Origin of the sequence: Bacillus sp. FSL H8-0534, assembly GCF_038005885.1 — a bacterium.
Classification (GTDB): domain Bacteria; phylum Bacillota; class Bacilli; order Bacillales; family Bacillaceae_G; genus Bacillus_A; species Bacillus_A pseudomycoides.
In genome coordinates this window covers 2646333-2661057 of sequence record NZ_JBBOUC010000001.1, presented here as the reverse complement: position 1 = coordinate 2661057, position 14725 = coordinate 2646333, and the positions used below count along the sequence as shown (strand labels likewise).

Genomic DNA, 14725 nt, shown 5'->3' with positions numbered 1-14725 from the left:
TGGAAAATAGATGTAGAAAAGTGGAAGGGTGTCATTAATTTGTCGGAAATAAAAAAGTCCCTTTGTATAAGGGACTTTTCATTATTTTTTAATTAGCGTACCTAATTCTTCAGTAATAGCCTGCATTTCACTAATGCTGAATGTTTCACGTTTCATTACATGGTCGTAAATATCTCGTAAATCTTCGTACATTTCTTGGTTAAAGCTTTCAGCTCTCATTGCTCCTGCGTTTACCATGCGTAACTTTTCTTTAATAGCTTCTACCATATATTCAACATTTTCTTGCGATTTTACGGATAAATCCACCGAAGTGTCCCCCTTTGAAATAACATAAAGATATCTTAACATTTTTTATCATTTTCGTTAATGAAACTTTTCAACCCTATTAAATTAGTAGGGATTTCCTTTATAATTAATAATTGGTTGTTTATACTATATGTATATATAAGAAATGCACCAAGAAGGGAAGAAACAAATATGATTCAAGTATTGTTTGTTTGTCTTGGGAACATTTGTCGTTCACCGATGGCAGAAGCGATTTTTCGTGATCTTGTCGTGCAAGAAGGATTAGAAGATAAAATTCAACTTGATTCTGCTGGAACAGGCGATTGGCATATTGGTCATCCACCTCATGAAGGAACACAAAAAGTTTTAAAAGAAAATGAAGTCTCTTTTGAAGGAATTAAAGCACGTCAAGTAGAAAAAGAAGACTTAACAAAGTTTGATTATATTATTGCCATGGACAACAAGAATATAGCGGATTTAGAAAGTTTAGGTAAAGCTGGAGGCTATATTGGTAGACTGTCTGATTTTGTTCCAGACGGTGGCTGGACGGATGTTCCTGACCCTTATTTTACAGGGAACTTTCAAGAAGTATATGACCTTGTAACAGAAGGGTGTGCAAAATTGTTAGCATTCATTCGAAATGAGCAAGGAATATGAGAAAGCTTAGAAAGAAATACTTTCTAACATAAGAAATGAAAGGGTGAAGGAATATGGCAAAGAAGAATAATATAGCTCGAAACATTGCAATTGGGGTAGCAGCAGGTGTAGCTGTTTCTATGCTTAAGAAAGAAAATCGTGAAAAAGTGAAAAATACAGCAGAAAAAGCAAAATCAAAAATGATTGAAATTGGCGAGAATGCAAAGATAAAAGAAAAAGTGCAAACTGTTACAGATAAAGGACGCGAACTTGCAGATTTTAATGTAGTAAAGGCGAAGGTAGCGGAAATAAAGAAGCTAACGCCAGCTGTTGTTGGCACGTTAAAGGAAACAAAAGAAATCTTTAGTAAGAAAAAGATTGAACGAGAGGAAAAGCCAGAAACAATTGAAATTCAAGCTGTGTCTCCAAAAGTAGAAGAATTAAAAGTAGAAGAAGAACCGGTAGTAGCTGAAGATGGTGGAATGAAAGAAGCGCGTGAATTATTTATGAAGGACTCTAATGCAGAAGAAAAAAAAACAGAAGCATACATTGAGTTAAAGCAAGATAAAGAAGAGAAGAAAAGCGTTTAGAGAAATATGAAAAAAATTCTAGAGAAAGCAAGGGGAAATCGTGTCTATTCGTTTGGGAAAGATCTATATGACCGAACGATGCGAGATGACGTAGCGGGCCTAGCAGCACAGCTCGCTTATTTCTTCTTGCTTGCTATTTTTCCTGGACTTGTTTTTTTAATTACGCTTCTTGGATTTATTCCAATTCAAACAGAGGATGTGCTCAGTTTATTAGAGGCTTATGTGCCAGAAGATGCAATGAACTTAATTGAAGTGAACGTAGATAAAGTTGTAAATGAACAAAATGGTGGTTTATTATCGTTTGGTTTATTATCAACGTTATGGTTTGCATCAAATGGTGTAAATGCAGTTATGAATGCATTTAACCGAGCCTATGATGTAAAGGAAACGCGCTCTTTTATCGCGACGAGAGCTTTGTCTATTGTGCTTACACTAGCAATGATTTTTATGATTGTCTTCGCGTTAATTGTTCCTGTATTTGGACAAGTAATTGGTGCAGCTGTTTTTAAAGCGCTTGGTTTATCAGAAAGCTTTTCTTTCGTATGGAGTATTATACGGCTAGTGGCCAGTTTCTTAGTGTTATTTGCCTTATTTAGCTTTTTATACACATTTGCACCTGATCGAAAGTTAAAGAGAAGAGAAGTTATATCAGGGGCATTATTTGCAACGGTTGGGTGGATTGTGGTATCGTACTCATTTGCCTATTACGTGGATAAATTTGCAAATTATGCGAATACATACGGTGGTCTTGGTGGTATTATCATTTTAATGTTATGGTTCTATTTAACGGCTTGGGTCATTTTACTTGGCGGAGAAATTAATGGATTACTACATTTTTATCGAACAAGTGACAATAATTCCCGTGATGAAAAATAATTTTCTGTTCCATAATAAAGAGGAACAGGGGGGATTCAAAATGAGTAATAATAAAAAAAATCATAATAACAAAAACCAAGGTAAAAAAAATAGTAGCTCACATCCAAAACATAAAACGAGTAGCAGTGCTAATGGACATAATAGCTATCATTAAAAAAACGGGTTCCCTCTGGGGACCCGTTTAGTTATTTCCTTTTAATAAACGTAAGCCGTTTAAAATTACAAGGATTGTACTTCCTTCGTGACCAATAACGCCAAATGGAAGAGCTAAAAATTGTAGGAAATTAGAGCAAATGAGCATTGCGATTACTGCTAATGAAAAAATAACATTTTGTTTTACAATGCGGTTCATTCGTTTTGATAAACGAATGGCCTGTGCAAGGCGAGAGAGTTCATTTTTCATTAGAACGACATCTGCTGTTTCTAAGGCAACATCTGTCCCTTCGCCCATAGCAACGCCAATACTTGCTGTAGCGAGTGCAGGAGCATCGTTAATACCGTCGCCAACCATTGCCACTGTACCGTATTTTTCTTTTAGTTGCTTCACCGTTTCTACTTTTGTTTCTGGTAAGCATGATGCGTAGTATTCTTTTATGTTGCTTTCAGTCGCAATTGCTTTAGCCGTCTGTTCGTTATCACCAGTGATCATGATAGCTTCAACACCAATGCTTTGTAAATCACGAATAGCAGCAATTGTTTCCTGGCGAAGTGTATCTTTTAAAGCAATAAGCCCAAGAATTCCTTTTTCATTACTAATATAGACAACAGTTTTTCCTTCTTGTTCGAGTGTCGTAGCGATACCATTGTGAAAAGTTTTTGTTTCTTCGCCAATAAAATCGGCCTTTCCAATCTTATAAGCTGTATTTTCTAACATTCCTTTTAAGCCAAATCCAGTGACATCTTCTACACTTTCGGGTTTCGTTAATGTAATGTCATATGCATGTTTTGCGTACTTGACGATAGCTTCTGCGAGTGGGTGTGTGGAATGACTTTCGATAGAAGCTGTAATATACAACACATCTTTTTCTGTTATTTCATCACGTACGTAAACATCTGTTACAGTCGGTTTTCCTTGAGTTAATGTTCCTGTTTTATCAAAGGCAATTGCCTTCACTGAGGCAAGGCGTTCTAAATGAATACCACCTTTAAATAAAATACCGCTTCGTGCGCCGTTAGAAATAGCAGATAATGTCGCTGGTGTAATCGATGCGACAAGCGCACATGGAGAAGCAACAACGAGTAAAATCATGGCACGATAAAATGTTTCGTTCCAGCTCCAATCTAGTAGGAAATGAGGAACAAACATCATTAGAGCAACGATGATAAGTACACCTTTTACATATGTTCCTTCAAATTTTTCGATAAAAAGTTGCGATGGTGATTTTTCACTTTGCGCGTTTTGAACGAGACGGATAATTTTTTGAAACAATGTTTGGTCGCTTCTTTTTGTAATTTTAACTTCAATAGCCCCGCGTAGGTTCACGGTTCCAGCGAATACTTCATCACCAAATTTTTTCTCATTTGGGATAGGCTCCCCAGTGATAGCCGCTTCATCGATATTTGTTTCACCGCTATGAATTGTACCATCTGCAGGTACGCGTTCACCTGGCTTAATTAAAATGATGTCATCAATTTCTAACTGAGCTACTGGAATACGTTCTTCTGTTCCATGTGAAATGAGCAAGGCTTCTTCAGGTTGTAATTCTAGCAGTGCTGAAATTTCTTTTTGGCTTTTACTTAATGTATAAGCTTCCATTGCACCGCTTAGTGCAAAGATAAATATTAAGATGGCACCTTCTGCCCAGTATCCGATAATAGCGGCACCAATGGCAGCGAAGAGCATTAACATTTCTACATTCAATTCTTTTTCTTCTATTGTATCTTCGATGCCTTCTTTCGCTTTCGCATATCCTCCAATTATATAAGCGAGGATATAAAAAACTATCCCAGCAGTTGTTGCTTCGTTTTTTGTGAATAACCAACCGGATAAAATGAAAACACCAGATAGGATTGCAAAGATAAGTTCATAATGCTTTTGGAATGATTGAATCCAGGATGGGTTAGACATATTCTTTTTTGATGGTAATGCTTTTACTTCTGAGTTCATTATTACTCGCTCCTTCCAAATTCTTATTGAGAAAAAGAATCAAAATCGAAATCCCCATAAAACGACGAAAGCTGCCATCCATACGGATAGCAGCATTTCTATTGAAAAATTTTATCAGTTATTATTTTGTAATTATTCTATATTATATCATATGTTTTTACTTGAGAATATGTTTTTGTTTATATATCAAATTGAAAAACTTGTTTTTTTGCGTTTCCTTTGGTATATATGAATATTGTTCGTAAAAAGGTCGGAAAGGAAGACGATAAGTGAAGACAGAGAAATTTTTTACCCATCCAATTGGTGTGTTTGCTGCAGCGCTAGCAGCGACATTTCTATGGGGAAGCGCATTTCCTTTTATTAAATTAAGTTATGCTGAACTCGGAATTCAGCCACATGAAGTTGGCGAGCAAATATTATTTGCTGGTTATCGCTTTTTCTTATCTGGTGTGATGCTCTTATTCTTTTTTAAAGCAATAGGAAAAGATATGCATTTCAAAAAAGAAACAGGGAAGCAATTAGTGCAAATTGGTTTATTTCAAACATTTCTACAATATGTATGCTTTTATATTGGTATGAGTTACAGTTCTGGAATTGAAGGTGCTATTATTTCTGGCACATCATCTTTTTTTCAAATTTTAATTGCGCATTTTTTGTATAAAGATGATGCATTAAATATTCGAAAAGTAATTGGCGTGTCTATCGGTTTTTGTGGTGTGATTCTTGTGAATGTTCCAAGTGATGGAAGTATGGCGTTTCATTTTGGAATTGGTGAATTATTGCTTCTTGGGGCCGCGATGATGTATTCATATGGAAATATATTGGCAAAAGAAGGAAGTAAAACATTAGATGTTGGGTACATGACAGCCTATCAGATGATTTTTGGATCTATCGGATTATTATGTATTGGTATTTTTCAAGTTGGATTTATGCCTTTTGTATTCAATATGAAAGCACTATCTATGTTACTTTATTTATCCTTCTTATCAGCGGCGGGGTTCTGTATATGGAATACAGTTATGAAGTATAACAAGGTCGGAAAAGTATCGATGTATATGTTCTTTATACCAGTATTTGGAGTCTTATTATCCAGCATGATTTTAGGGGAAGCAATTCATTCATTTGTTTTATTTGGATTAGCATGTGTAGCAGCGGGTATTATCGTAGTAAATCGGACACCAAATATGCAAAAAACGGAGCAAGAGAAACAAGCGGCATAAAAAGAGTAGGATTAATTTTTTTTAGTTTTAGAAAAAAGGATAGGAGTGTTCCTCTTTTTTTGAAATTTTATATGATAAAAACAGGAGAAGATAGGTTATATCACGAAGAAATATTAATATCCATTTATTGAGGAGAACATGTTATGAATGAAATTTATATATTATTAATTGGACAGGTCATTGTATTTGTTGTAGGTGCGGTTTATGCAATAGCACAGACAAAGCAAACGGGAGAAAATGAGCCTTTACCATTATTGATTCGTCTTATTCTTAGTTTTTCTTTAACTGGTGGTGCGATCTGGATTTGGTTACAAGATCCATCTGTAGAGTATCGTCAGTGGGCTGCAATTGGTATGACTTTATCTACGCTTGGTGATTTATTTATGGCAGGGATCATTCCATTTGGACATCGGTTAATCGGCGGTATGGTTACCTTTGCAATTGCACATTGTTTTTATGTAACAGCATTTTTGCAAACGGGTATCTCATGGAATGGGTTCTGGATTGGAGTAGTAGCATACGGTTTATTTTTAATAATTGGTTGGTTCTTTTTTATTCGCAATCAAAAACAAGATAGGCTGTTTACAATTGGTGCGCTCGTATATGGTTTATGGGTTGGAGGAATGGCGTGTTTTGCATTTGCATTATACTATGCAGACAACGGAATGTGGTGGATTCCAGCGCTTGGTGGATTGTTATTTGTGATTTCTGATTTTATTATTGGTGTAACGGATATTGGTGGTCGCAAAGTAAAGTATGATCCACTTTGGATCTGGGTAACATATGTTGCTGCACAGATGTGTATTGTATATGTTGGAATATAAAAGAGGATATCTCTAAAAGTAGCTATTGAGCTACTTTTGGGATATCCTCTTTTTTGATTATATATTATGCTACGATGTTCTTTTGCTGTAAAGCGGAAAGACTATATTCGTCAGCCGCTTTATAACCTTGAGATAATAGCTCATTAATGTATATTTTGTTATAAATAAAGCAGAAAACTAAATTAGAAAATCCGAATGTAAAAGCACTTGCAATTAAGATAATTAAAAACCATTTCCAATCCCCACGGAATATAGCAGGGAAAAATCCGAAGAAAAAGACAGTCCAACTAAAACCTAGTTTTGCCTGTTTAATTTGTCCAGTATTTTCGTTCCTTAAAAAATGAATCCTCCTTGGAGTATATGTATTAATTTATAAAAAGACCAATCTAGTATATCTTACATTTAAGAATATTATTCAGATTTATAAAATTTTATAGGTTTTATCTTATTCTTTCGGAATTTTGTGGAAATTAATAATAGAAACTATCTATAATAAATGTAACAAAGGGAGAGGAATGAGAGATGGAAAATGAAAAAGAAAAGTCGCTTTCGTGAGCTTTTTGAAATACTAGCTATTGCGTGTTTGTTGTTTTTTTTAGTGAAAATTTTTGTGTTTTTTCCAACAACTGTGCAGGGAGCATCTATGAGGCCAACATTGCAAGATGGGGATAAAGTAATTATTAATAAGTTAGCAAAGAGATTTGAAACCTATGAGCGTGAAGATATTATTGTAGTAAAGACTGATAATTTTTATGTGAAGAGAATTATTGGGTTGCCAGGAGATGTAATTGAGATGAAAAATGACCAATTATACGTAAATCATCAAGTGCAAAGTGAACCTTATTTAGATAAAAATAAAAAACAAGCGAAACAACTTCTTATTAATTTAACTGAAGACTTTGGTCCTATTACGATTCCGAAAAATAAAATTTTTGTCATGGGAGATAATCGTTTAGTGAGTAGAGATAGCCGTAACGGCTTAGGACTGATTCATAAAACAGAAGTGCTTGGCACATTAACTGCAATCTATTATCCGTTTGATCATATGAAAATTGTGAACTAGAAAGAAGGGATAATATGGAGGATATGATTGGACACATTCTAGTAGGAGTTGGTCGCGCAGCAATTGCATTAAGTGAAATATGTGTTGATGCAGGTAAAGGGATTGTAAGAGGGACTGTTAGTATTATAAGAGTCGCTGGAGACTTTATGTTAGATGAAGTGGTAGAGGATGCATTAGAAAGATTAGCGGAACGAGAAGAACGGAAAAAGAAAAGAGTGCAGCGACACATAGAAAAACTGAAGCGGTATACATGGTTCAAGGTTTTATATGAGGATAAGCGCTGCCAGGAAATTTTTAATTATAATAAAGCATGCAGGGATGTATTAAGCAAACGTCGTTATGTACATAAGTTAATTCATAAAGAAGATGAAAGAAAGAAATTCATTAAGCGTGTGAAAATTGATGCAAAGGTTAATGATGTTAATTGGGATATGTGAAATAGAATATAAGTAAAAAACCAAGCAATTGTTACAATTTGCTTGGTTTTTTGTATTTACCTAAATTGTAGGTGCCTCGTTCGTTGCTATTTTCAAAGAAGGGGCTTCATCGTTTTTTTCATTTAGCATGAATTTGTACTGCAATAACTGTAATTTAAACAGTGTTAAAGGATCATGATATGTTTCTGGATTTGTTCTTAGTTTCGTTAATGCATTTTCATCTTCATTTATTTCGAGATGTGCAGCTTCCACAGTTTGCTTTAATATGCTAAGAGGTTCTTTAAAGAACATCATAATATCACGTTCTAATGCACTCTCGAATAATTCAAATTGAAGGAAGAACTGTTCAGAAATAGTTGTTGTTACATCTGTATAGTCTTCGGTCTCGATATAATTTTTATATTTGTTGTAAAGCATGGATTGATTTTTCTGCATGTTACCGAATAGCTTTCCAGCACTTTTTAATAGAAATTGTGTTGGTGTAAAGCGTAGTAAAATATTCACATCATCAACTTTGATCCGGTTTGTCATCCTTGCAACATCGCGGCGCCAATCATCAAGTAGTTGGAAATCGCATGGTAGTTTCATACGTTCTTCTTCGTATAATTTATTAAATGTTTCACTCATTTCATCTAAATAAGATTGACTTTGAATAAATTCATTATGGACTTTTTCAATCCATTCTTGAATAGATTGAGTAAACTTAGGTAATATCATTTGTTGTAAATGTTTTTGAATTCTTTCATTCATTGCTGCATTTAATTCTTCAGGAACTTGTTTAAAGTCACTATCTTCATGAACTAAATCGGAACAGCTCTGCAATAATTCAGGAATTTGATCATGAAGATCATGTATAATTTCATCTTTCGTTAAACGATATGAGTCTGTAATAGAGCGAGTCTTATCTTTTTCAATAGCAGTCAGGTTATTAATGAAGCCATTTAATTTCACTAAAAGGTGTTTATTCCAACGGATTGACTTTACTAACGTATTTTCTAATTGTACGCGTTCATTTAAGAGATACGTGATGGTCTTTTGAATAAACCATAATAGTTTTTCCGTGCGTTCGGTTTCTATATTTCTATTATTAAAGTTTGAAGTAATGGATTCTGTTAAATCACTTAGTTGCCCGCTGTTCTCTTCTAAAGATGAGTAAGGGAATACTCGTGCATTTGGAAAATGTACACGTATTTTAGACTCGGTTTCATTTAGCATTTTATTTGCTGTTTCATCACTAAAGATTGTATCGATTGTATTTAAAACAAAATGAACTTGTAAAGTCGGTATTTGTTCTCGTATGTATAGTAGTGTATCGATTTCTTCATCAAGTAAAGGCGAAGAGGTATTAAGAACATATAATAGATTATCGGTTGCATGTAAGTATTCAAGATTTGTATTCTCTTTATTGCCATTTCCATCAAAACCTGGTGTAACGATAAATGAGAATTTATTTTTTCGTAAAAACCTACATGGTAATTTAAACTCAATACATTTCTGCTCAGATTCTGATTTTGGAGGAACAGCCATCATTTCGTAAAATTCATCCAAATTGGAAGTAGTTCTTATTGTTAAATCCGTGAGTTCTGTAATTTCTGTTTGCGCATTATCTTTAAATATGATAGCGGCTCCAGGAGAATTTTTTAGTATACTTTCCCCTAATATAGAATTGATAAAGGATGATTTACTAGCATCATTCGTACCTGTAACGAGAACTTGTTGTACGTTTAGGTCGGAAAGTTCTCGAACAAGCCATGTGAAAGAATGACCTAAGTCTACATCATTCTTTTCTGCCCATACGACAATAGTTTCAAATAAGCTTGAAACTTTGTCTAGATCAACTGTGTTAACTGTTTTTGAACTAGAAAGGAGTGTTTCAGCGCTTTTTACAAGTAATGTATCAAGGCTTTTAGGTGAAATCTCATTCCATGCTAACGTTGCAGCGGAAACAAATAGAGAATGTTCTGCTTTTGTTAAGCTAAACCAATTTGTTAACAAGTCTGGAATAAGTTCCTGTAGTTCATGCATCAAGTATTGTCCTGTAATTAATTCACAGTAGGTGTCTTGATAAAGAGTAACAATTTCATCCCATGAGTCGTAAGAATCTACCTCGACGTGTAAAAAAAGGTGATTGATTGTTTGAATCCATAATAAGTAGGTTGACTCATCTTGATAGATTTTCCAAAGTGATGAGACAAGTTGCTTAAATTGAATGGAATCGACGGTATATAAAACTTTTAATGCTTCATAAAAATATTTTGGTTTCATTTGTTTTGTGAATCCTTGATTCACATAACTTGTTAAAATCTCAAACCAATGTAATGATTTCGTTCGAATTCCTTCTTGAACAGCAAGGTCAATAGCATTGTTCCAATCCTGCTGTTTCTCATAAAAGGAACGAGCAATGGCAGTGATATTTGGATAGTCTGGTTGGAATGAAACTGCTTCACTAATGACCTTAAAAGCAAGTCCTAAGCGATTTTGTTCGATGTACAGAGAAAGAAGTTGCAATGAAACTTCCATTGTCAGTGTTGTGTCTTCTGTTTGAATCGATGTATAGATTTCTTCTGCCATTGAAAGCAATCCTAATTCAAAATAAGCGTCTGCTATATTTTTTTTTGCCCATAGAGAGAGATCATTGTTTACTTTCTCCCACTTGAAGATGGCTGTTTCGAAATCTTTATGATGATAATTAACTTCTCCTTGTGCGAAACGAATGTTAGCGATATTGGAAAATTCATTTTCAGCTTCATTTACATATGCTTCCCCAAGTACTTGAGGAGCCTGAACAGAATCCTGTTCAGTTAAGAATGTTTCATAGTATACCTTTTGAATCAATTGTTTTTCTATGGTCATGTTTTTTCCCCCTGTATAATTTAGAAAAATGATTTTTATGTAAAAGGATGCATAGTACTCTACACGGATGGAAGATGCATGTAATCTTTTTAAATATATGTTTACTGCCTATATCATTTTTCTTGAGAGTCAAACCGATGCTAAATGTAACTTTTCTTTATTGTAACAAAAATCACGCTTGGGAAGTCGGATTTTCTTATAATTATGAAGTGAAGTATGGATTTATCACGCTATTCGTGGACAATATGCATTCACACCTTAAGGTCCTGAAAAATGAAGATTAAAAGTAGTAAAAAGTTTCATTACAGGTAAGATGAATAGGAGTAGAGTTCATTATAAAAACGATGTATAGTGAATATGTATACCATGTTTGCTTAAAAGATAGAGAGGGTACAATATGGAATAACGATTGTGCATAGGATGTGTCATCCAAATGGAACAACATATTGGTGAGTTAATCTCACATTATGGGTATTTGGGAATTATTATAGCTCTTGCGGGTGGAATAGTGGGTCTGCCAATACCAGATGAGTTTTTGCTGACGTTTGTTGGTTATAATATTTCGAAAGGAACTATGTCAGGGACAGCTGCTTTTTTAAGTGGAATGGCTGGTGCGGTACTTGGAATTACTTTAAGTTACATACTTGGCTTAAAACTTGGACTGCCTGTATTAAAAAAATATGGTCCAAAGATAGGAATTAAAGAAAAGCAAATTGAAAAAACGCATGTTTTGTTTGAAAAATATGGTCCTTTTTTAATAATGATTGGATATTTTATACCAGGAGTTCGTCATTTAACTGCATATTTTGCTGGTATGTCAAATTTAACGTTTTGGAGATTTTGTCTATACGCATACGGTGGTGCTTTCATCTGGATTAGCGTTTTTATTGGACTTGGATGGAAACTTGGAGAGAAGTGGCGCTTTGTTGAATATAGTTTGCATCATTATGGAATGTGGATTTTAATTATCTCAGTAGTAGTTGTACTTATTGTATGGCTCTACATAAGAAGAAAAAAAACCGCTAGTTAAGCGGTTTTTAGCTGAAAGCAATGAAGAGAACACCTGCTGTAATACATACAACACCCATTCCAGTCATGAAGTTTAATTTTTCGCCTAATATAATTATTGCAAGAATAATTGAAAATACAACACTTAATTTATCTACAGGAGCAACTTGTGAAACTTTTCCTGTTTTTAAGGCGAGAAAATAAAACAGCCATGATGAGGCACCAGCTATACCACTTAACGTGATAAATAGCAGTGCTTTTTTATTCATTAGAACGTCACCAATATTTTGAAATTTACCTTGTATCATAATTACACCTATCATAAATAGTGCCATGATGATTGAACGGATAGTTGTTGCCACATTGGCATCGATTCCTTCTAAACCAAATTTTCCAAAAATGGATACAAGTGCTGCAGCAATTGCTGATAATAATGCGAATAATAGCCATGAACTCATAGTAAAATTCCTCCAGTCTTGTATTATTATACATGAAAATCATTCTCAAGTATAACGGATAGCAAGAGGATGTTTTGAATATAACTATGAAAATAGTAAAGGCCCATCTAACATAAAGATGTTAGATGGGCCTTTGATCTATTATTCTGCAATTTCTTCATATAAAAAGTACGTTACATTATAAATGTGTTCTACTTCATCATCTGTCATAAATAAAAGCTCTTCACGCTCAATTCCCTTTTTCTTTTCAATAAACTCAATCATATTTTTCCGTTCTTCTCTTTTCATCATTTTGTTTCTCCTCCCAATCTGTTTTAATACAGTTTATTTAAGTTGATACTATTATATAACAGAATCTTTAGAAAGTTCCATCTTTTTTATCTTTTTTTTGATAAGAACTTTTCGACAAAACAAGCCCTTTTAAAGGGCTTGTTTTTGAATTACAGTCGTAAAAACTCTGGTTGAGTCGTACCAGCACTATCGATGTAGTAAATTGTATTTGGATTGATCTTTATAAGTACATAGTTAGGATCTTCAGGGCCGAGTAACCAGCGTTTTAAGTTGTTGTTCCAAAATTTATTTTTTAATGTTTGCTCTTCTTCAATTGAAGCGGTGCCTTCTACTTCGATATAATCTTCATCCCATTTCTTCCCTTCTCTTCCGAGTAGCACGTGTACATTTGAATTTTGTTCGATATCTACTACCTTTTTGGAATTACGATCTGTTGCGACATATAATACAAAGTCTTCATGAAAAAACATCATAAAACAGCTATGTGGCTTATTTTCACGCACGGTAGCTAATACACCTGTTCTTTGTCCTTCAATAATAGTTGCAATTTTTTCTTTTAAATTCATTTTTTGAGCCCCTTTCTGTTATCCGTAATTTCATTCTGCGGAAACTTGTTGCTTAAAATTTTTTACACTCTTTCATACTTTTTTCTTCAATCGTATTTTTTAAACGTATTTGTGATGAAATGGGACAAGTTAGGAGAAGAATAATGATAATAGTGGGGGAAATACATACGATGAAAGGATGGAAAATATGTTTAATAAAATTTTCTTAATACTTGCACTTGCTGGTGTACCGCTTTCTATTCTTGGAAATACGTTGCATTGGCCACAAACAATTATGTTTGCTGTGTATTGCATTACAATTATTGCTCTCGCTGCTTTTATGGGAAGAGCGACAGAAAGTTTAGCTATTGTCTCTGGACCAAGAATTGGTGGGCTATTAAATGCAACCTTCGGGAATGCGGTTGAACTTATCATTTCAGTTTTTGCATTACAAGCAGGGCTAACTGAAGTCGTACTTGCTTCACTAACTGGTTCCGTTCTTGGCAATTTATTGTTAGTTGGAGGTCTTTCTTTTTTTGTAGGAGGGCTCAAGTATAAAAGACAAAGTTTTAATGTTTATGATGCAAGGCATAATTCGGCCTTACTAATATTTGCAGTTGTTGTAGCATTTGTTATTCCAGAAGTTTTTTCAATGAAGATGAGTATAGACAAAACATATCAATTAAGTATTGGGGTTTCAATCATCATGATTGTCATGTATTTAGCCGCACTATTCTTTAAACTGGTTACGCATCGTGGTGTGTATCAGCATAAAAGCGATGAAGTAGAACATGAGGAAGAGCCTGAATGGTCAAAAGGGAAAGCATTACTTATTTTAGCGATTGCAACAGCGGCTGTTGCTTATGTATCCGAGGCGCTTGTTCATACATTTGAAACGGTAGCAAAATCATTTGGATGGTCGGAATTATTTATCGGGGTTATCATTGTTGCGATTGTTGGTAACGCCGCGGAGCATGCCTCTGCAATTATTATGGCTTATAAAAATAAAGTGAATATTGCAGTTGAAATTGCAGTCGGTTCAACCTTGCAGGTTGCCATGTTCGTTGCCCCTGTTCTCATCATACTTTCGATGTTTTTTACGGTAAAAATGCCCCTTGTATTTACAATGCCGGAACTTGTGTCCATGATTACAGCGGTCTTTTTAACAATTGCAATTTCAAATGATGGAGATACGAACTGGTTTGAAGGAGGAACATTATTAGCCGCTTATTTCATTATGGGAATTGGCTTTTACTTGTTATAAAAAATTGGGATAACAATATTACGGAGAGAAAATAATAGAGATAGTTAATATATAAATCCATTTTGATTTGCAGGCATATAAGTCGCTGCTACGAAGAACAAAAGGTGACATGCACTTGTTTTCTCTCTTTGTTTTCACTTGGCATGGGGGCAGGAAGAGGATCTGACCGCTTTTATGCATGACCAGATGCTCTATCCCACCTAAAAAGAAAGGTTTTATGTCGGTTTTTCAATTTGTATTTAATAGCTATTTAAATGATTTATACACT

Annotated in this window: 16 protein-coding genes; 9 read left to right on the top strand and 7 right to left on the bottom strand. The window is 34.4% G+C overall.

From position 1 onward, the window contains the following. Positions 1-81 precede the first annotated feature (81 nt). Positions 82-306 carry a DUF1128 domain-containing protein gene (locus MHH71_RS13640; protein ID WP_003194805.1) on the bottom strand — a complete coding sequence of 75 codons (225 nt, stop codon included), beginning with the start codon at positions 304-306 and terminating at the stop codon, positions 82-84. Positions 307-477: 171 nt separating this feature from the next. On the opposite strand from MHH71_RS13640, the gene MHH71_RS13635 reads away from it, so the two are divergent. The 3 genes from MHH71_RS13635 to MHH71_RS13625 are packed head-to-tail and all read left to right on the top strand — an operon-like array spanning position 478 to position 2387. Beyond that, positions 478-942, top strand: a complete 465-nt coding sequence (locus tag MHH71_RS13635; RefSeq protein WP_033798589.1) for a low molecular weight protein-tyrosine-phosphatase — start codon at positions 478-480, stop codon at positions 940-942. Between the two features lie 53 nt (positions 943-995). Then, complete coding sequence (locus tag MHH71_RS13630; RefSeq protein WP_006093368.1) at positions 996-1511, top strand: DUF4075 domain-containing protein; 516 nt, start codon at positions 996-998, stop codon at positions 1509-1511. 6 nt (positions 1512-1517) lie between these two features. Beyond that, a complete protein-coding gene (locus tag MHH71_RS13625; RefSeq protein ID WP_006093367.1) occupies positions 1518-2387 on the top strand; it encodes a YihY/virulence factor BrkB family protein in 870 nt (289 codons plus the stop codon). Between the two features lie 181 nt (positions 2388-2568). Here the strand turns inward: MHH71_RS13625 and MHH71_RS13620 are convergent, their stop codons facing one another. Further along, entirely contained in the window at positions 2569-4230 is a 1662-nt protein-coding gene (locus MHH71_RS13620) for a heavy metal translocating P-type ATPase (protein ID WP_371400304.1), read from the bottom strand. Between the two features lie 533 nt (positions 4231-4763). Between MHH71_RS13620 and MHH71_RS13615 the strand changes: the two genes are divergently transcribed. Further along, positions 4764-5714 (top strand): DMT family transporter, encoded by a 951-nt coding sequence (locus tag MHH71_RS13615; RefSeq protein WP_003194814.1) that lies wholly within the window; start codon positions 4764-4766, stop codon positions 5712-5714. A 143-nt stretch (positions 5715-5857) separates the two neighbouring features. Next, positions 5858-6538, top strand: a complete 681-nt coding sequence (locus MHH71_RS13610) for a lysoplasmalogenase (protein ID WP_006093363.1) — start codon at positions 5858-5860, stop codon at positions 6536-6538. 64 nt (positions 6539-6602) lie between these two features. Here MHH71_RS13610 and MHH71_RS13605 read toward each other — a convergent pair whose 3' ends face one another. Next, complete coding sequence (locus MHH71_RS13605; RefSeq protein ID WP_033799599.1) at positions 6603-6884, bottom strand: hypothetical protein; 282 nt, start codon at positions 6882-6884, stop codon at positions 6603-6605. 183 nt (positions 6885-7067) lie between these two features. Between MHH71_RS13605 and lepB the strand changes: the two genes are divergently transcribed. Further along, positions 7068-7601, top strand: a complete 534-nt coding sequence (lepB, locus tag MHH71_RS13600; RefSeq protein ID WP_003194819.1) for a signal peptidase I — start codon at positions 7068-7070, stop codon at positions 7599-7601. Between the two features lie 14 nt (positions 7602-7615). Continuing rightward, a complete protein-coding gene (locus MHH71_RS13595; protein WP_006093361.1) occupies positions 7616-8038 on the top strand; it encodes a hypothetical protein in 423 nt (140 codons plus the stop codon). A 60-nt stretch (positions 8039-8098) separates the two neighbouring features. Here MHH71_RS13595 and MHH71_RS13590 read toward each other — a convergent pair whose 3' ends face one another. Next, positions 8099-10891 (bottom strand): dynamin family protein, encoded by a 2793-nt coding sequence (locus MHH71_RS13590; RefSeq protein ID WP_006093359.1) that lies wholly within the window; start codon positions 10889-10891, stop codon positions 8099-8101. Positions 10892-11324: 433 nt separating this feature from the next. Between MHH71_RS13590 and MHH71_RS13585 the strand changes: the two genes are divergently transcribed. Continuing rightward, on the top strand, positions 11325-11921 hold the full coding sequence (locus MHH71_RS13585) for a DedA family protein (protein WP_003194825.1): 597 nt from the start codon (positions 11325-11327) through the stop codon (positions 11919-11921). A gap of 7 nt (positions 11922-11928) precedes the next feature. Here MHH71_RS13585 and MHH71_RS13580 read toward each other — a convergent pair whose 3' ends face one another. The 3 genes from MHH71_RS13580 to MHH71_RS13570 all read right to left on the bottom strand — a co-directional run bounded on the left by MHH71_RS13580 (position 11929) and on the right by MHH71_RS13570 (position 13214). After that, the gene (locus MHH71_RS13580; protein WP_003194827.1) at positions 11929-12357 is read right to left on the bottom strand and encodes an EamA family transporter; all 429 of its coding nucleotides are present in this window, start codon (positions 12355-12357) and stop codon (positions 11929-11931) included. Positions 12358-12498: 141 nt separating this feature from the next. Then, positions 12499-12645: a BH0509 family protein gene (locus MHH71_RS13575; protein WP_026008701.1), complete on the bottom strand. Its 147-nt coding sequence runs from the start codon at positions 12643-12645 to the stop codon at positions 12499-12501. 152 nt (positions 12646-12797) lie between these two features. Beyond that, positions 12798-13214: a pyridoxamine 5'-phosphate oxidase family protein gene (locus MHH71_RS13570; RefSeq protein ID WP_003194829.1), complete on the bottom strand. Its 417-nt coding sequence runs from the start codon at positions 13212-13214 to the stop codon at positions 12798-12800. 187 nt (positions 13215-13401) lie between these two features. On the opposite strand from MHH71_RS13570, the gene cax reads away from it, so the two are divergent. Continuing rightward, entirely contained in the window at positions 13402-14457 is a 1056-nt protein-coding gene (gene cax, locus MHH71_RS13565) for a calcium/proton exchanger (protein ID WP_029427592.1), read from the top strand. The last annotated feature ends 268 nt before the right edge of the window (positions 14458-14725 follow it).